The organism is Leifsonia sp. AK011 (assembly GCF_013410945.1).
Lineage (GTDB): Bacteria > Actinomycetota > Actinomycetes > Actinomycetales > Microbacteriaceae > Rhodoglobus.
Genome location: NZ_JACCCH010000001.1, coordinates 863,566 through 881,169, shown reverse-complemented (window position 1 = coordinate 881,169; position 17,604 = coordinate 863,566). Strand labels below are relative to the sequence as shown.

The window sequence follows — 17,604 nt, the reverse complement described above, 5'->3', positions numbered from 1 at the left end:
GACGGCAGCGCTGCGCGGTACTGAACGTTACTTCCGGCGCGAAAGCACTTCTCGTACCGACCTAGTGGAAGAAGTGCCGCTCCCCCGTGAAGTACATCGTCACGCCGGCGGCCTGCGCAGCGGCGATGACCTCCTCGTCGCGGATCGACCCGCCGGGCTGCACGACCGCCCGCACGCCACCCTCCAGCAGGATCTCGAGACCATCGGCGAACGGGAAGAACGCATCGGATGCCGCAACCGACCCCGCGGCACGCTCCCCCGCCCGCGACACGGCGAGCCTGCACGAGTCCACCCGGTTGACCTGACCCATGCCGACCCCCACGGATGCACCGTCGTGGGCGAGCAGGATCGCGTTCGACTTGACCGACCGAACTGCCCGCCACGCGAACTCGAGGTCCGCACGGGTGGCGTCGTCCGCGGCATCCCCGGCGACGAGCTGCCACGTGGACGAGTCGAAGTCCTCGTAGGTGTCCGCGGTCTGCACGAGGGCACCACCCGAGATCGGGCGGAGCTCGCTCGTGCCTCGCGAGTAGCCTCTCGGCAGCTGGAGGAGGCGCAGGTTCTTCTTCGCCGCCAGCACCTCGAGCGCCCCCTCGTCGAAGCTCGGCGCGACGATGACCTCGGTGAAGATGTCCTTGATCGACTCGGCGGCCTCGCGCGTGATGGCGCGGTTGGCAGCGATCACCCCGCCGTAGGCCGAAACGGGGTCGCAGGCGTGCGCGAGTGCGTGAGCCTCGGCGATCGTGTCCGCGATGGCGATGCCGCACGGGTTGGCGTGCTTGATGATCGCGACGGCCGGCTGGTCGAAGTCGTAGGCGGCACGCAGCGCGGCATCCGCGTCGACGTAGTTGTTGTACGACATCTCCTTGCCCTGCAGCTGCGTCGCCTGGGCGATGCCGTGTCCTGCCGGGTCGAGGTAGAGCGCGGCCTCCTGGTGGGAGTTCTCCCCGTAGCGCAGCTCGTGCGCGAGGGTGAACTCGTAGCGCACAGTGCCGGGGTGAGTCGACTGGGGCGGCTTGATACCCACCTCCGCCGCGAAGTAGGCGGCGACCGCAGCGTCATACGCTGCCGTGTGGGCGAACGCCTCCCCGGCCAGACGCTGGCGCTGGGCGAGGGTCGTGCCGCCGAGCGTGAGCGCCTTGAGCACCTGCGGGTAGCTGTCCGGCGAGGTGACGATGGCCACGTTCGCGTGGTTCTTGGCCGAGGCACGCACGAGCGCGGGGCCCCCGATGTCGATCTGCTCGATCACATCAGCCGTGGACGCACCGGATGCCACGGTCTGCACGAACGGGTACAGGTTGGAGATCACGAGCTCGAAGGGCTGGATGCCGAGAGCGTCGAGTTCCCTCTCGTGCGACTCGAGGCGCAGATCGGCGAGGAGCCCTGCGTGGATCGAGGGGTGGAGAGTGCGGACGCGTCCGTCGAGGGACTCCGGGAACCCGGTGACCTCGGCCACCTCGGTGACGGGGAGCCCTGCATCCCGAATCGTCGCTGCGGTCGATCCCGTGGAGACGATCTCGACGCCTGCACCCACGAGGGCGGTCGCAAGCTCGACGAGCCCGGACTTGTCGCTCGTGGAGACGAGCGCCCGGCGGATCGGGATGACGTCGCGTTCGCGGTAGCTGGCGGGATCGTGGGTGGGGCCGGACACTAGAGCTCCTCAAGAAGTCGGGGATGGGCTGCGACGTCGCGCACGGTCTGGATGAGCAGGCGTCGCTCAACGGGCTTGATGCGCTCGTGGAGCGTGGCTTCGGTGTCGCCGGGCAGAACCGGAATCCGCTCCTGCACGATGATCGGACCGGTATCGACACCGTTGTCGACCACGATGACACTCGCACCGGTCTCGGTCGCCCCCGCAAGGATCGCGTCGCGCACGGCGTGCGCTCCCGGGAACTCGGGGAGATAGGCGGGATGCGTGTTGATGAGATTTGGCGAGAGGGCATCGACGACCGCCGCCGGGAGCAGGGTCATGAACCCGCTCAGCACGACGAGGTCGGCGTTCCACTGCTGGATCTGCTCGAGCAGCTCCTGGCCCCACGATTCGCGATCCTCGAACGAGGAGCGAACGACGGAGAAGGTCGGGATGCCGAAGTGTTCGGCGTGCTCGAATCCGTCCGCCGGGCGATCGGCCCCGACAGCGACCACGCGGGCCGGGAACTCGGCATCGTCCGATGCCTCGAGGAGAGCGCGGAGGTTGGACCCGCCGCCCGAGATGAGGACTACGAGTGTGAGCACCGGTACAGCCTACCGACGGCGCGGAAGCCGGTGCGCGGCGAGGATACCGATCGCTGCGCCGATCGCGCACTCGAGGGCAGCCCACCCGCCGACGGCCCAGGGGTTCGGGCCAACGTCGACGAGACGACCCGGGCCAGCACCGCCCGAGGCGAACCACGCGAGGATCCCGAGCACGATGCCGGCAACGACACCCATCGCGAGAGCCGCAACGACGACCCAGTAGCCGTTGAGCCGCCGACGGATGCCCGGACCGAACCACGCACCCGCGAGAAAAGCCGCAACGATCGGGACGAGAATCCCGACGAAGCCCCACGCCGAGTCACCGGACGGCAGGGCACCGAGGAGGGGAATGGCCGGAATCGGGCCGAGGCTCGTACCGAGCGGACTCACGAGCGACCCGGTGCCGAGCGCGAAGCCCGGTCCGACCAGCCAGCTCGCCGTCCACACCACGATCGTCGGGACGAGGGCGAGCTGCGCCACCGTCACGAGAATGCCGCCGAGCACCTCCGTGTGCAGGCTCTCGTAGAGCGTGATGATGCTCGCGTAGGAGAAGAGGATCGCGAGTGTGGTGACGACCGAGGCCATCGCGAGAAGCAGCGCCACGATCGCCGCACCACCGCGGAGCGACGTGGCGATGAGTGCCCGAGGAACGTCGGGCAGTGCATCCGGCACCCTCAGGATCGGCGTCAGCCCGAGATCACGGCGGGCGAGGTTCATGCCCACGAGCATCCCGCCACCGAAGAAGAGCACGGGAAGGATCGCGGCCTGGACGAGCGAGGCCCGTGCGAGGTCGTCGAGTGCCGATGCCGCGACCGCGAGGGATGCCACGGCGAAGGTCGCAGCGGCGACGATCCCGCCGAGCGTCGCAAACCGAGTCTCCGCGATGCGTCGCCCTGCCCGGACGCCGAGGAGGGCGGTCAGGAGGGCGAAGCCGAGCGCGGCGATCGTCACAGTGAACGGTTGGTCGGCCCCGGCCAGGCCGAGGGACGCTGCGAGTGCGGGATCGAGGGTGAACGTGACATCCACGCCATGCCCGATGAGCCAGGTATCGACGGCGGTGCGCCAGAAGAGGGCCCAGTCGGCGCCGAAGCCGAACTGCACCACCCACAGTACGGTCAGGGGCGTGAGCGGGATGGCAACACCGATCGCGAGCACGAGGAGTGCCTCGAGGGCGGCAAAGACTGCGGTGAGGGGACGCGAAATCACGGGCGGAGGCCGATCAGTGAACGGCCGCGTTGAGCGCGATGATGAGAGTGCCGAACAGCGCGGAGCCGATACCGCCGAGGATGCGGACGGCGATATTGGCGCCGCGGGCCTTCAGGGCGATGTACCCGAGCACGCCCAGAAGAATCGTGACGATGAGGAGTGCGATGTCGACGGAATCGTCGTCATCGAGCACCCCGAACGCGCCGAGCAGGAGAGGTATCGAGGGCAGGATCGCCGCCAGCAGCATGCCGCTCGAGTGCCTCATGGCCTTGCCGATCGCCACGTGGAGCGGGGAGTTGCCGACGTGATTGACGATCGTGCCCGCGTAGACGTGGGCGCCCCAGAAGATGATCAGCGAGAACAGGGAGAAGAAGAGCACCTCGACGGGATGGGACTCATCATCGGAGACCGCCGCGATGAGCGCCGCGTACAGGATGAGCCCGTAGATGGAGTCGACCGTGACCAGTCGAGTACCCACCCATTCACGAAAGCCCATGGGCTCTACGGTACCGGCCCGGACTCCCGCTAGTTGTATTCGACGGGGATGTTCGGATCCTCGCACTTCGGGTCTTTCGGCGGCACCGTTCCCGTGTTGAAGAACACGTCGACCGCGTCATCGATGCACCGCACGCCCTGGTTGTAGATGGTGTGGCCCTCGCCCTCGTAGCTCACGAGGAAGCCCTTCGAGAGCTGGCCCGCAAGTGATTCGGCCCAGGCGTACGGGGTCGCGGGGTCGTTGCTCGTGCCGATCACGAGGATCGTCGGCGAACCCTCGGCCTCGTAGCTCGCCGGCTGGTCCACCGTCGGCACCGGCCAGTTCGAGCAGAGCACGTCGAGCACGGCGAAGTCGTCGTAGGTGAAGAAGCGCCCGATCGTGGGGGCGGCAGCGTCGATCTCGGCGACCCTGTCGAGGGTGGATGCCGCGTCATCCGCGAAGTCCCCGTCTGCACAGGTGACCGCCTGGTAGACGTCGACGGAGTTGCCGCTGTAGCTGCCGTCCGGATTGCGCGAGTTGTAGCGGTCCGCGGCCACGAAGGTCGTGATCGGGTCGTCGGCCTTGAGGTCGACGAACATGCCGCTCATGTCCTGCCAACTGCCCTTGGAGTAGAGGTTCGCGGCGATCGCCGTTCCGATCGTTGCCTCGTCGAGCACGCGGCCATCGGGGGCGGTGAGACCCGCGGTGCCCGCGGACTCGATGAGCGCCTCGGCCTGCGCCTTGGCCTCGTCCACGGTTCCCGTGAACGGGCAGTCGTCGCGTTCGAAACAGAACTCCAGGTAGTTCGAGAAGGCACGCTCGAAGCCGACCATCTGCGCCTTGAGCATGTCGAAGTCACTGAGCAGCGGATCGATCGCACCGTCGAGCACCATGCGGCCGACCTTCTCCGGATAGAGCTCCGCGTAGGTCGCGCCGATCCGGGTGCCGTACGAGTATCCGAGGTAGTTGAGCTTCTCGTCACCGAGGACCGCACGCAGCATATCGAGGTCACGTGCCGTGCTCGAGGTGTCCACGTGGGAGAGGAGTTCGCCGGTCTGTGCTTCACAGGCGGCGGCGTACTCCTCGCTGCTCGCGGTCAGTTCGTCGATCCACCCGGGCGTGCCGTAGTCGTTGTCGTACCTGCCGTAGAGCGACTCATCGCGGTCGGTGGCATTCGTGTAGCAGGTCACGGGGGTCGAACGACCGACACCGCGGGGATCCCAGCCGACGATGTCGAAACGGTCGGAGATACCGGGAAAGTTCGCGGCGGCGACGTAGTCCCAGCCGGAGCCACCTGGACCACCCGGGTTGACGAGCAGGGAGCCAACGCGGTCGTCCGGCTCGCCGGCGATGCTGCGGATGACCGCGAGTTCGATGGACCCGTCAGCGGGGTTCTCCCAGTCGAGCGGAGCGGAGACGGTCGCGCACTCTCGCCCGATGACGCACGGTTCCCAGCGCACCGACTGGTGGTAGAACTCCTCCAGCTCGGGAGCGACATCCTCACCGGTACTCGAGTTCACCGGCTCGGCGACAGGATCCGGAGAGGGGATCAGACTGCAACCGGAGAGGACGAGGAGTGCAGTAGCGGCGAACGCTGCCACCGCGACGGTACGGGTCTGCATAGCACGAGAGTACCGTGCGAAACCTCGGCTCCCGCCGAGAGCGGGAGCCGAGGGGATGCTTCGAACTAGAGAGCCGCGAAGACCTCGCGCATGAGCGACGCGGTCTCGCTCGGCGTCTTGCCGACCTTCACGCCGGCGGCCTCGAGGGCCTCCTTCTTGCCCTGCGCCGTGCCAGCTCCGGAGGAGACGATGGCGCCCGCGTGGCCCATGGTCTTACCCTCGGGGGCGGTGAAACCGGCAACGTAGGCGACGACGGGCTTCGTGACGTTGGCACGGATGAAGTCGGCAGCGCGCTCCTCGGCGTCGCCACCGATCTCGCCGATCATGACGATCGCCTTGGTCTCCGGGTCAGCCTCAAACGCGGCGAGCGCATCGATGTGCGTCGTACCGATGATGGGGTCTCCGCCGATGCCGATGGCGGTCGAGAACCCGAGATCGCGGAGCTCGAACATCATCTGGTAGGTCAGGGTGCCCGACTTCGACACGAGGCCGATCGGACCCTTGCCGGTGATCGTCGCGGGGGTGATGCCCACGAGCGACTCACCGGGCGTGATGATGCCGGGGCAGTTCGGGCCGATGATGCGGGTCTTGTTGCCCTTCGCCTGGGCGTAGGCCCAGGCCTCCGCGGTGTCCTGCACGGGCACACCCTCGGTGATGACGACGAGCAGCGGGATCTCGGCGTCGATGGCCTCGATCATGGCGTCCTTGGTGAACGCGGGAGGAACGAAGGCGATCGAGACATCCGCCCCCGTCTTCTCGATGGCCTCGGCCACCGAGCCGAACACGGGAAGGCTCACGCCGCCATCGTGCTCGACCGTCGTGCCAGCCTTGCGGGCGTTGACGCCACCGACGACCTGGGTACCCGCCTTGAGCATGAGGGCCGTGTGCTTGGTGCCCTCACCGCCGGTGATGCCCTGGACGATGACCTTGCTGTCCTTGTTGAGGAAGATCGACATTTCTAGTTAGTCCTTAGTGAGATTTCGACGAGCTCAATCAGCGGGAGGCGAGTTCGGCCGCTTTGTCGGCGCCGTCGTCCATGGTCGTTGCGAGGGTGACGAGTGGGTTGTTCGCCGCGGCGAGGATCGCGCGGCCCTCCTCCACCTGGTTGCCGTCGAGGCGCACGACGAGGGGCTTGGTCGCGGCATCCCCGAGGATCTCGAGGGCCTTGACGATGCCCTCGGCCACGGCCACACAGGACGTGATGCCACCGAAGACGTTGACGAACACGCTCTTGACCTGCGGGTCACCGAGGATCACGTCGAGGCCATTGGCCATGACCGTCGCGGATGCACCGCCGCCGATGTCCAGGAAGTTGGCGGGCTTCACGCCGCCGTGCTTCTCACCGGCGTAGGCCACCACGTCGAGGGTGGACATCACGAGACCGGCACCGTTGCCGATGATGCCGACCTCGCCGTCGAGCTTCACGTAGTTGAGGTCGTTGGCCTTGGCCTTGGCCTCCAGCGGGTCCTCGGCATCCGTGTCTTCGAGTGCCTCGTGCTCGGGGTGACGGAAGCCGGCATTCTCGTCGAGCGAGACCTTGCCGTCGAGGGCGACGATGTCACCGCTGCCGGTGAGCACGAGCGGGTTGACCTCGACGAGCGTGGCATCCTCGCCCTTGTAGACCTCGTAGAGCTTCACGAAGACCGGAGCGACCTTGTCGACGAGCTCGGCGGGGAACTTCGCGTCGATCGCGATCTGCTTCGCCTTCTCCAGGTCGATGCCCGTGCCGGGGTCGACCTCGATGCGCGCGAGGGCCTCCGGGCGTTCCTCGGCGAGCTGCTCGATCTCCATGCCACCCTCGAAGCTCGAGAGGGAGAGGTAGGAGCGGTTGGCCCGGTCGAGCAGGACGGAGAAGTAGTACTCCTCCTTGATGTCGGCGCCCTCGGCAACCATGACGCGCTTCACGACGTGGCCCTTGATGTCGAGACCGAGGATGGCGCGTGCCGCCTCCTCCGCGTCATCCGCGGTCTTGGCGACCTTGACGCCGCCAGCCTTGCCGCGGCCGCCGACCTTGACCTGCGCCTTGACGACGGTCACGCCGCCGAGCTGCTCTGCTGCGGCGCGAACGCCCTCTGGGGTGTCGGCGACAATGCCCTTCAGTACGGGTACACCGTACTTTTCGAAGAGGTCCCGAGCCTGGTACTCAAAAAGATCCACGCTGCTTTTGTCCAATCGCGCGTCGGTGTGGGGAAGAGGCCCGCTCGCTGCCTGGAAATAACTCGACATCGAGACATTTGGGCCACAGAGAACTCTACCCGCTCCCGCTGGGGGCTACCTGCGCCCGGGGCGGCTCGGGGCGAGGATGGTGGGGTGGCGACCATGCGAGAGACCTCGGGCGAAGCCATCCTGCTTGCCGGGGGCGCTGCGGCGATCCTGCTGCAGGTCGCCGATCCCGCCGTCGCGCGCGGAGTCGCCCGGCACAGCACCTTCGCCGAGCGCCCGCTCGACCGGCTGAACGGGACACTGACCTATCTCGCCGTGATCGTCTACGGCACCCCCGAGGAGGCCAGGCGCATAGCGCGGACGGTGGGCGCCGCGCACCGGAGCGTGCCGCGAGCGACGGATGCCGCACTCCAGCTCTGGGTGGCTGCAACCCTCTACGACACGGCGATACGGGTGCGGGAGCTCGTCTGGGGACCGGACTCCCCCGAGGTCGCCGAATCGCTCCTCGCCGAGTACTCGATCGCCGCCACGGCGCTCGGCGTTCCGCGCTCGATGTGGCCGTCGAGCCGTGCCGCCTTCGCGGAGTACTGGAGCTCCTACCCGCTCGAGGTGGGCGACGATGCACGCGGGATTGCGCGTGACCTGCTGCATCCTCGCGGCCCTTGGTGGCTGCGCGCTCTCATGCCGACCGTGCGAGTGGTGACGGCGGGCCTCCTGTCGCCCGAACTCCGTGACGCGTACGGGCTCGAGCACGACCAGGAGCGCTTCGACCGGCTCGTGCGGCGCACCCGCTCTATCTACCCCCGTCTGCCCCACGGGCTGCGCGCCTGGCCCGCCCGCCACTACCTGAAGCGGTTCAGAACGAGCGGCTAGGCGAGTGCGAAGGTGACCGTGCCGGTCGGGATGTCGGCGGCCACCAGTCGCACTCGCACCGTGTCGCCCGGGGTCGCCGTTGCCTCCACGGACGCGGAGACGATACCCGCGGCATCCAACGTCCCGTCGCCGAGCGGCACCACCTGAACGGTGATGCTCGACTCGCGGGCGGCGATCACCACCGCGTCGAACTCGGCGCCGACGTGCGCCTGGAGAAGGGCCGCCTCGATCGCGGCGACGGAGTCCCTCTCGAGTCGCGAGGCGATGCCGCCGGTGCGTCCCATGATCTTCGGAAGCGTCGGGAGCGCCTCACGCACCCAGTCAGGAACGGGCTTGCCGGTGAGCAGCGCCTCGCATGTCACGAGCACGAAGCGATCGACGAGTCTGCGCAGGGGTGCCGTGGCGTGCGCGTAGGGCGAGGCAACGGCGGCCTGCACCGTCTCCTCCGGGATCTCGCCGTCGAAGGCCGTATAGCCCGCTCCCCGGAAGAGGGCGGCCGCCGCATGCACTGCAGCGAGACCGGAGGGGCTGGAGACATCCAGCGCGCGGAGGAACTCCCCGTAGGCGAGGTGCTCCGGCCACGGGCGTCCGAGGGCCGCGACCTGGCGGCGGAACCGCTCGATGGTCTCGGGGCTCGGCGCTGGCATGGTCCGTAGGATGCCCACACCACCGTCGAGCATGACGCGGGCCGCGGCCATTCCCGTCATGAGCGAGAGCTGCGCGTTCCACTGCTCGACGGGCAGGGGTGCACGCTGGGCGAGCATGTAGCGACCGTCGATCACCTCGACCTCCTCGTCGGGGCGGCCCAGGCTCGCGCCACCTCGCACGCGCTCGACCTCGAGCCGCAGCATCCCGACGGCACGGAGCAGGCCCAGGAGCGGGTCGCCAGAGTCGGCGAGCGCCTGGGCCTCCTCGTAGGTCAGCTGCGCGGTGCTGCGCACCCGGGCGCGCTGCAGGGCGGTGGCGCTGACCTCGCCGTCCTCGTCGAGCGGGAACGTCCAGACGTAGGCGCCCCGCACTCGATTCGGCAGCAGGGACGCGGCATCCTCGCTGATGATCGGCGGATGCAACGGGATGCGCCCGTCGGGCGCGTACAGCGTCTGCCCGCGTTCACGGGCCTCGGTATCGATCGCGCCACCGGGCGGCACGAATGCCGGAACATCCGCGATGGCGTACTGCACGACGTAGCCGTCCTCGCTGCGCTCGATGTGCAACGCCTGGTCGAGGTCGGTCGCGCCGGGAGGATCGATGGTGACGAACGGCACATCGGTGAGGTCGAGCTCGGGTGGCTCGACGGATGCCACGACCTCCCGCGCCTCACGTTCCACCGCTTCAGGGAACGACTCCGGCAGCTCGAGCTCCTCGCGGATCTGCTGCAGCCTCGCCGCCAGCGCACCCTCCCGCTGCCGAGCTCGGGGCACGAGGACCCGCTCCTCGGGCGGCGTGGGCTTCACGAATTAGAGCTTCTCGATAGGAGCGATCTTCACGAGGAGGCGCTTGCGGCCTGCCACGTCGAATTGCACTTCGGCAACCGTCTTCGGCCCGTTCCCTGTGACCGCGGTCACACGCCCGTCACCGAAATCGGTGTGTCGGATGCGGTCACCCACCGCGAGGGTGAGATCTCCGTTGTCGCGCACCTTGCCCGTGATCGGGGTGGCCCACTCGGTCTTCGCCTTGGGTGCCGGCGGCAGCGCGCCGTACGACTCGCGCATCGGTGCGGCTCGCACCCCGCGGAATCCGGACCGGAACCCGCCACCGCCCGAGTCGCGCCACTCGATGAGGTCACCCGGGATCTCGGCGAGGTAACGGCTCGGCATCGACACGGACACGTCGCCGAACGACGCACGGGACGTCGCGAGCGAGAGGAACAGCTTCTTACGAGCCCTCGTGATGCCCACGTAGAAGAGCCGACGCTCCTCGGCGAGGCCGCCGGGCTCATTCGTGGACATGCGATGTGGCAGCAGGTCCTCCTCGAGGCCCGTGAGGAACACTGAGTCGTACTCGAGGCCCTTCGCGGTGTGGAGCGTCATGATCGAGACCGACCCGTCGTGGTCGTCGATCTCGTCGGCCGCGGAGAAGAGCGCGACGTTCGTGAGGAAGTCCACGAGGGTGCCCTCGGGGTTGCTGACCCGGAACTCCTTGGCCTGCGACACGAGCTCCTCGAGGTTCTCGGCGCGGGCCTCGTCCTGCGGGTCGCCGGAGTTCTTGAGCGAGGCGTGCAGCCCAGAACGCGTGAGGAGGGCGGTCAGGATGTCATGGGGCGCTGCCGTGTTGATGGTGTTCGCGACATCGTCGAGCAGTTGCCCCAGCTCGGTGATGGCAGCGGTGACCTTCGGGCCGAGGCCGAGAGCCGTGGCATCCCGCAGCACCTCTCGCAGCGGCATACCCTGGCGCTCCGCGAGTGCCTGCATCGCCGCCTCCGTTGCGGGGCCGATGCCCCGCTTGGGCACGTTCATGATGCGGCGGAGGGCGAGGTCGTCGTCGGGGTTGGCGACCTGGATGAGGTACCCGAAGGCGTCCTTCACCTCGGCGCGTTCGTAGAACTTGGTGCCCCCGGGGATCCGGTACGGGATCGCCGAGCGGATGAAGATCTCCTCCAGCGGTCGTGTCTGCGAGTTGGTGCGCACGAAGACGGCGATGTCGTTGTAGCTCGCCCCGGCATCCCGCAGCTTCTCGACCTCGTCGGCGACGAACTGCGCCTCGTCATGGCCCGAGTAGCCGGTGTAGCCGACGATCTTGTCGCCGGAACCCACGACGGTGAAGAGGTTCTTGGCCTTGCGGTCGAAGTTGTTGGAGATGACCGCGTTCGCGGCATCGAGGATGTTCTGGGTCGAGCGGTAGTTCTGCTCGAGCAGGATGACCTTCGAGTTGGGGAAGTCGCGCTCGAACTCGACGATGTTGCGGATGTCGGCGCCGCGGAACGCGTAGATCGACTGGTCGCTGTCACCGACGACGGTGAGGGATGCGCCGCCGATCGCTCCCTGAGGTTCTCGAAGGGGATCCGGGCTCAGCGCCGGCGCCCGGACGAGTTCCCGCACGAGCGCGTACTGCGCGTGGTTGGTGTCCTGGTACTCGTCGACGAGCACGTGGCGGAACCGCTTCTGGTAGAGCGCCGCGACATCCGGGAACGCACGGAACAGGTAGACGGTCTCGGCGATGATGTCGTCGAAGTCGAGGGCGTTCGCCCGGCGCAGGGACGCGGTGTACAGCCGGAAGATCTCCAGCAGCAGCGCCTCCTTCGGGTCAGAGAGGTTGGCGTTGCGTGCGAAGCCGTCAACGTCGGTGAGCTCGTTCTTGAGCCGCGAGATACGACTGAGCGCACCACTGACCGTGAAGCCCATGGTGTCGGCGTCCAGCTCCTTGATGATCCGCTTCATGAGCGCGCGGGAGTCCGCGGTGTCGTAGATGGTGAAGCTCTGCTTCATCCCCATCGACTCCGCCTGGCGTCGCAGGATGCGCACGCACGCGGAGTGGAACGTCGAGATCCACATGCCGTCGGCCTCGTCGCCGACGAGCGCCTTGACCCGCTCGCGCATCTCGGCCGCGGCTTTGTTGGTGAACGTGATCGCGAGGATCTGGCTCGGCCACGCCTCCCGCCACTTCAGCAGACCGGCGATGCGCCGTGTGAGCACGCTCGTCTTGCCGGAGCCAGCGCCCGCCACGATGAGCAGCGACTGTCCGCGGTAGAGCACAGCCTCGCGCTGCTGGGGGTTGAGGCCAGCGAGCAGGGGCTCGTCGTCCGGCGGGGGCAGAAGGGGCACGGATGACATGACCCCACGATTCTACGGGCGAGCGCCGACGCCACCGCCTGGGTCAGCCCAGCAGCGCGCGCACCAGGTCGGGTTGATCGGCAAAGACCCCGTCGAGTCCCGTGCCCAGGATGAGGCCGAACTCCGCCTGCCAGTCCCCGAACTCCTCCGGCTCGCCCGCGCGGAACTGCGGCGAGAGGAAGCGGTTCTCGGCTCGCAGCGTCCAGGTGTAGACCTCGAGACCGCCGGCGTGTGCGCGGGCGACGAGATCGGTCGTGCCTCCGGACCTCTCGTCGAGCAGCATCCGCTTGTCCACGCTGATGCCGTCGACGGATGCCGCGAGCCCGGCGAGCGCGTCATCGGTGAGGTAGTCGGCGTACCGCTTCGCCGCACGGCCGAACTGCGACACCTGGTCGGCCGGTGATCCCGACGACTCCAGCAGGAACACCACGCGACCCGGCACCCCGCGCTCACGGATCTGGCCGAGCACCGTCGTCTCGAAGCACTCGACAATGAGATTGTCTGGCGTCGCCCAGTCGGCGATCTCCTTCGCGAACAGTTCGTCGAGCGGCAGCCCGATCGACGCGAAGTACGTGGCGTGCTTGATCTCCGCGACCATGATCTTGCCCGCGGGCATGAGACCCAGAAGATCCCGCAGACGCAGGATGCCCGGGCCTGTCTCCTCGGCGAACTGCGCCGAGTCCGGCCGCAACTCGGGCAGCCTCTCCCGCGCCGTGAGGGTTGCCAGCTCAGACCAGGTGAAGTCCTCGGTGAACCAGCCCGTGTGCTTCACGCCGTCGACCAGCTTCGTGGTGCGCCGGGAGGCGAACTCGGGATGGCTCGCGACATCCGTCGTACCGGAGATCTCGTTCTCGTGCCTCAGCACCAGCACGCCGTCACGAGTGGCCACGATGTCGGGCTCGACCGCATCCGCGCCGAGCTCGAACGCGAGCTCATACGCGGCAGCCGTGTGCTCCGGACGATAGCCGCTGGCACCCCGGTGGCCGATCACGAGGGGCCGGGCGGGGTGCGTCACCCCACTAGCATTCCACTATGTCGACGTGCGCCGTGTGCTCTGCAGAACTGCAGGGCGACTGGAAGTTCTGCCTCTCCTGTGGTGCACCCCTGGCTCCGTCCGTCCCGGCAGCGATCCGCCCGACGCGGGAACCCAGCGAGGGGCGAACGTTCAACCTCCTGGCCGTGATCGCCATCGTTCTGGGAGTCATCGGCGGGCCCGTTGCCGCGATCTTCGGCTTCGTCGCAGCGCGCCAGATTCGGCAGACCGGGGAGCGCGGCATCCTTCTGGCCCGACTCGCGATCGTTCTCGGCATCGTGTGGCTCGTCGTCTGGATCGGCGCGATCACCTGGATCCTGGTCTCCGGTGCTCTCTGACCGAATCCCCTCTCCGCGGTGGCGCGAGCCGACGCGGTCACTCCCGCTCGTCTGGGGCACCTACGGCGAACGCTACGTCGCCGGGCTCGCACTAATCATCGCGGGCGGGGTCGGGCTGCAGGGCTCCAACACCTACACGAACTTCCTCCTGCTGCACGGGGCTCTCGTGTACGCGGTCGGATGGTCCATCCTCCCCTCCCGCGGATGGCGCCGCATCCTCGTGGTCGCCCCGGCCACCGGGCAGCTGTGGTTGCTTCTCACCGGGCCGTTCTCCGTCTGGACGCTGACCGTCCCCTACCTCGCCTGGCTGCTCGTGCGGCACCGCCCCCTCCGGAGCTACGTGACAGTGCTCCTGCCGATCGCGAGTTCGATCGTGCTCCCGGGCTTCTTCAGCGAGTACTCGAGCATGCTGCCGGCGCTCGTGATCTCGCTCGCGGTGCTCGTCGGGTCCGCGTGGTTGGCGCGACTGCTCGCCACGACGAAGCGACCACGGGCCGCGGCATCCGGTGACCCCCTGCATTTACCCAGCGAAACCCGGTAAATTAGGAGAACTCACAAGCCAGTTCGAAAGAGGAGAAATGGCACTCAACAACCCCGCATTCCGCAACGAGGCGTTCAACTCGCAGGGAGCGGTTGCTGCAGCGCAGAACATCTCCGCGCAGCAGCTCGATGAGATCTACAACCGGCCCTCCGCGCCGGAGCGCGGCGACGTGATGACGGTCGAGAACACGATCCAGAAGACCGTGTTCACCTTCGCAGTGCTGCTCGCAGGCGCTGCAGTGGGCTGGATCACAGCGCCCGCCGTACCGTTCCTGTGGATCGGCGCCGGCCTCGTGGGCTTCGTGCTCGCCCTCGTCAACATCTTCAAGAAGGAGCCCTCGGCGCCGCTCATCCTCGCGTACTCCGCTGCGCAGGGTGTGTTCGTCGGCGGCATCTCGGCGTTCTACGAGCAGCAGTGGCCCGGCATCGTGCTGCAGGCCGTCATCGCGACTTTCGTCGTCGTGGGTGTGACCCTCGCCCTGTTCGCGAGCGGCAAGATCCGCGCCTCGAAGCGGGCCACCAAGATCTTCCTCATCGCGATGATCGGCTACGCCGTGTTCTCGCTCGTGAACCTCGGCATCATGATCTTCGGTGGAGCCAACGGCAACCCGTGGGGCCTGCGCGGCGACGTCGAGATCTTCGGCATCCCGCTCGGCGTCGTGCTGGGCGTCTTCGTCGTGATCCTCGCGGCGTACTCGCTCGTGCTCGACTTCGACTTCATCCAGAAGGGCGCCAACAACAAGGCCCCGGCCAAGTACGGCTGGACGGGCGCGTTCGGCATCATGGTGACGGTCATCTGGCTCTACCTCGAGCTGCTGCGCATGCTCGCCATCGCGCGCAACTAGCGCTCTCACGCACTCGGGCCGTCTCCTTCTTGGGGGCGGCCCTTTGTGTTGTCGGGGTGCCGGGATTGCTGGGGCCGACCGGCCAGGCTCCGCCCATAGATGCCCGGCCCACCCGAGCCTGGCCGGTCGGCCCCAGCCATCCCTCAGGTCGTCGCAGGGTGCATCCCGCGCGGGGATGTCCCGACTGTTCCGATATGGCTGCTATTCGGCGCGAGATGGCAGCCATATCGGAACAGTCGTAGTGCCAAGGGGGGATGGGATGGTGCAAACCAGCGTGTCACGAGAGCCGCCCATACCGCCCCACGATGTGGGCTACTGACCTCACGAGCACGTCCGCGAGACTTGGGTCGCGGATGGCCTGCTCGATGAGGCTCGGGTGTGGCGGGCGTTTACGGGCGGAGCCTCATCGAGCAGGCCAGCCGGGGCCCCCACGTGCTGAAGAGAACGACAACACCCAAGGTCAGTAGAACCAGAGAGTGTTCACTCCCACTCGATGGTTCCCGGGGGCTTCGACGTCACGTCGAGCACGACGCGGTTGACGCCCGGTACCTCGTTGGTGATGCGGTTGGAGATGCGCGCGAGCACGTCGTACGGGAGGCGGGTCCAGTCGGCGGTCATGGCATCCTCGGATGACACGGGGCGAAGCACGATCGGGTGGCCGTAGGTACGACCATCCCCCTGCACCCCCACGGAGCGCACGTCCGCGAGCAGCACGACCGGGCACTGCCAGATCTCGCCGTCGAGGCCCGAAGCGGTCAGTTCTGCGCGTGCGATCGCGTCCGCGGAACGGAGCAGCTCCAGACGATCACGGGTGACCTCACCCACGATGCGGATGCCAAGGCCAGGCCCCGGAAAGGGCTGCCGTGACACGATCACCTCGGGGAGTCCCAGCTCGCGTCCGATGGCACGCACCTCGTCCTTGAAGAGGGTGCGCAGCGGCTCGACGAGCTCGAACGTGAGGTCCTCCGGGAGGCCGCCCACGTTGTGGTGGCTTTTGATGTTCGCCGTTCCGGTTCCGCCACCCGATTCGACGACGTCGGGGTAGAGGGTTCCCTGCACGAGGTACTTGATCTGCTCACCCTCGCCCTGGGCCTCGAGCACGAGCGCTTCTGCTGCGTTCTCGAAGCTGCGGATGAACTCACGCCCGATGATCTTGCGCTTCTGCTCCGGGTCCGTCACACCTGCCAGCGCGTCGAGGAACTGGTCAACGGCATCCACGGTGACGAGGCGCACACCCGTGGATGCCACGTAGTCCTCTTCGACCTGGCGACGCTCGTCCTGGCGCAGCAGGCCGTGGTCGACGAAGATGCACACGAGCTGGTCGCCGACCGCCTTGTGCACGATGGCTGCGGCGACCGCGGAGTCGACACCGCCGGAGAGGCCGCAGATGACGCGTCCCGTGCCGACCTGCTCGCGGATGCGGGCGACCTGCTCCTCGATGACATTGGAGCTGTTCCAGTCAGCGGGGATGCCCGCGGCGGTGTGGAGGAAGTTCTCGATAACCCGCTGGCCGTACTCGCTGTGCTTGACCTCGGGATGCCACTGCACCCCGTACATCCGACGCTCGTCAGAGGCGAACGCGGCCACCGGGGTGGACGTCGACGAGGCGAGGACGGTGAAACCTTCCGGCGCCTTGGACACGGAGTCGCCGTGACTCATCCACGTGGTCTGCTCGCCGGGCTGGCCACCGAGGAGGCTGCTGTCGCCAGGGGTGAGCGTGACCGAGGTGGCCCCGTACTCCCGCAGCCCGGTGTTGGCGACCTCGCCGCCGAGCTGCTGGGCCATGACCTGGAATCCGTAGCAGATGCCGAGCACGGGCACCCCGAGCTCGAGGATGCCGGGGTCGAGCGTGGGCGAGCCGGGCTCGTAGACGCTGGAGGGTCCCCCGCTCAGCACGATGCCCGCGGGGTTCTTCTCGGCGACCTCTGCCGCGGTGATCGTGTGCGGAACGATTTCGCTGTACACGCTGGCTTCGCGTACGCGCCGGGCGATGAGCTGTGCGTACTGCGCGCCGAAATCGACGACGAGAACTGGGCGGGCGTCGGTATCGGTCACGCAGTGGCCTCCGTGGGTGTGGCCTCGGCGCCTGCGGCTCCGGGGCTGATCGATGAGATGACGGCCTCGACGTCGCGCGGCACGCGACGCTCGAGGAAGAACGAGAGGAGCGGGATGATGCCGCCCAGCGCGATGAACAGGAACTTGCCGAACGACCAGCGGATGTAGCGCCACAGCAGGAAGTCGCACGCGAGGTACAGCACGTAGAGCCAGCCGTGGACGATGAGGATGAACGTCGACAGGTTGATGCCGGCGATGAGCTCCTTCGGCGTCAGCGCGAGGAACCCGTAGGGGCCACCGAGCTCGATATCGACGCCGAAGCCGTAGCGCAGCACCATCATGAGGCACAGCAGGAGCAGGAAGCTGCCGGTGATGATGGAGGACACCTTGTACACGGCGACCGTGCGTCGGATCTTGGGGACGTCGGCAGGCCGTGGACCTTGGGGCAT

16 protein-coding genes are annotated in these 17,604 nt (G+C 67.7%); 4 read left to right on the top strand and 12 right to left on the bottom strand.

Features of this window, described 5'->3' with window-relative positions; translation table 11 throughout:
• Positions 1–61 precede the first annotated feature (61 nt).
• From purH to sucC, 7 genes are all read right to left on the bottom strand, one after another.
• Positions 62–1,651 carry a bifunctional phosphoribosylaminoimidazolecarboxamide formyltransferase/IMP cyclohydrolase gene (purH, locus tag HDC94_RS04395; protein ID WP_179495207.1) on the bottom strand — a complete coding sequence of 530 codons (1,590 nt, stop codon included), beginning with the start codon at positions 1,649–1,651 and terminating at the stop codon, positions 62–64.
• Complete coding sequence (gene purN, locus HDC94_RS04390; RefSeq protein WP_179495206.1) at positions 1,651–2,235, bottom strand: phosphoribosylglycinamide formyltransferase; 585 nt, start codon at positions 2,233–2,235, stop codon at positions 1,651–1,653. Before purN ends, purH begins: the two co-directional genes overlap by 1 nt.
• A gap of 9 nt (positions 2,236–2,244) precedes the next feature.
• Positions 2,245–3,441 (bottom strand): DUF6350 family protein, encoded by a 1,197-nt coding sequence (locus HDC94_RS04385; protein WP_218870440.1) that lies wholly within the window; start codon positions 3,439–3,441, stop codon positions 2,245–2,247.
• Between the two features lie 13 nt (positions 3,442–3,454).
• On the bottom strand, positions 3,455–3,937 hold the full coding sequence (locus HDC94_RS04380; protein WP_179495205.1) for a hypothetical protein: 483 nt from the start codon (positions 3,935–3,937) through the stop codon (positions 3,455–3,457).
• A 29-nt stretch (positions 3,938–3,966) separates the two neighbouring features.
• On the bottom strand, positions 3,967–5,538 hold the full coding sequence (locus HDC94_RS04375) for an alpha/beta hydrolase (RefSeq protein ID WP_179495204.1): 1,572 nt from the start codon (positions 5,536–5,538) through the stop codon (positions 3,967–3,969).
• Positions 5,539–5,603: 65 nt separating this feature from the next.
• Positions 5,604–6,494, bottom strand: a complete 891-nt coding sequence (gene sucD / locus HDC94_RS04370) for a succinate--CoA ligase subunit alpha (RefSeq protein ID WP_179495203.1) — start codon at positions 6,492–6,494, stop codon at positions 5,604–5,606.
• Between the two features lie 37 nt (positions 6,495–6,531).
• A complete protein-coding gene (gene sucC, locus HDC94_RS04365; protein WP_179495201.1) occupies positions 6,532–7,695 on the bottom strand; it encodes an ADP-forming succinate--CoA ligase subunit beta in 1,164 nt (387 codons plus the stop codon).
• A 162-nt stretch (positions 7,696–7,857) separates the two neighbouring features.
• Between sucC and HDC94_RS04360 the strand changes: the two genes are divergently transcribed.
• Positions 7,858–8,574: an oxygenase MpaB family protein gene (locus HDC94_RS04360; RefSeq protein WP_179498828.1), complete on the top strand. Its 717-nt coding sequence runs from the start codon at positions 7,858–7,860 to the stop codon at positions 8,572–8,574.
• On the opposite strand, the gene HDC94_RS04355 is transcribed toward HDC94_RS04360, so the two are convergent.
• From HDC94_RS04355 to HDC94_RS04345, 3 genes are read right to left on the bottom strand one after another with little or no spacing between them, the layout of a single operon-like run.
• Positions 8,571–10,028: an RNB domain-containing ribonuclease gene (locus HDC94_RS04355; protein WP_179495199.1), complete on the bottom strand. Its 1,458-nt coding sequence runs from the start codon at positions 10,026–10,028 to the stop codon at positions 8,571–8,573. The genes HDC94_RS04360 and HDC94_RS04355 overlap by 4 nt on opposite strands.
• Positions 10,029–10,031: 3 nt before the next feature.
• On the bottom strand, positions 10,032–12,344 hold the full coding sequence (locus HDC94_RS04350) for an ATP-dependent helicase (protein WP_179495197.1): 2,313 nt from the start codon (positions 12,342–12,344) through the stop codon (positions 10,032–10,034).
• Between the two features lie 43 nt (positions 12,345–12,387).
• Entirely contained in the window at positions 12,388–13,359 is a 972-nt protein-coding gene (locus tag HDC94_RS04345; RefSeq protein ID WP_179495195.1) for a glycerophosphodiester phosphodiesterase family protein, read from the bottom strand.
• A gap of 17 nt (positions 13,360–13,376) precedes the next feature.
• Here HDC94_RS04345 and HDC94_RS04340 point away from each other — a divergent pair, with 17 nt between their 5' ends.
• Genes HDC94_RS04340 through HDC94_RS04330 form a run of 3 tightly spaced genes read left to right on the top strand, consistent with a single transcriptional unit; the run spans position 13,377 to position 15,100 of the window.
• Positions 13,377–13,715, top strand: coding sequence for a DUF4190 domain-containing protein (locus tag HDC94_RS04340; RefSeq protein WP_179495193.1), 339 nt, complete (start codon positions 13,377–13,379; stop codon positions 13,713–13,715).
• Complete coding sequence (locus HDC94_RS04335; protein ID WP_218870438.1) at positions 13,705–14,256, top strand: hypothetical protein; 552 nt, start codon at positions 13,705–13,707, stop codon at positions 14,254–14,256. Before HDC94_RS04340 ends, HDC94_RS04335 begins: the two co-directional genes overlap by 11 nt.
• 37 nt (positions 14,257–14,293) lie before the next feature.
• Positions 14,294–15,100, top strand: coding sequence for a Bax inhibitor-1/YccA family protein (locus HDC94_RS04330; protein WP_179495191.1), 807 nt, complete (start codon positions 14,294–14,296; stop codon positions 15,098–15,100).
• A 480-nt stretch (positions 15,101–15,580) separates the two neighbouring features.
• Here HDC94_RS04330 and guaA read toward each other — a convergent pair whose 3' ends face one another.
• Both guaA and HDC94_RS04320 read right to left on the bottom strand, forming a co-directional pair.
• Complete coding sequence (gene guaA, locus HDC94_RS04325; protein ID WP_179495189.1) at positions 15,581–17,155, bottom strand: glutamine-hydrolyzing GMP synthase; 1,575 nt, start codon at positions 17,153–17,155, stop codon at positions 15,581–15,583.
• Complete coding sequence (locus HDC94_RS04320; protein ID WP_179495187.1) at positions 17,152–17,604, bottom strand: DUF3817 domain-containing protein; 453 nt, start codon at positions 17,602–17,604, stop codon at positions 17,152–17,154. Before HDC94_RS04320 ends, guaA begins: the two co-directional genes overlap by 4 nt.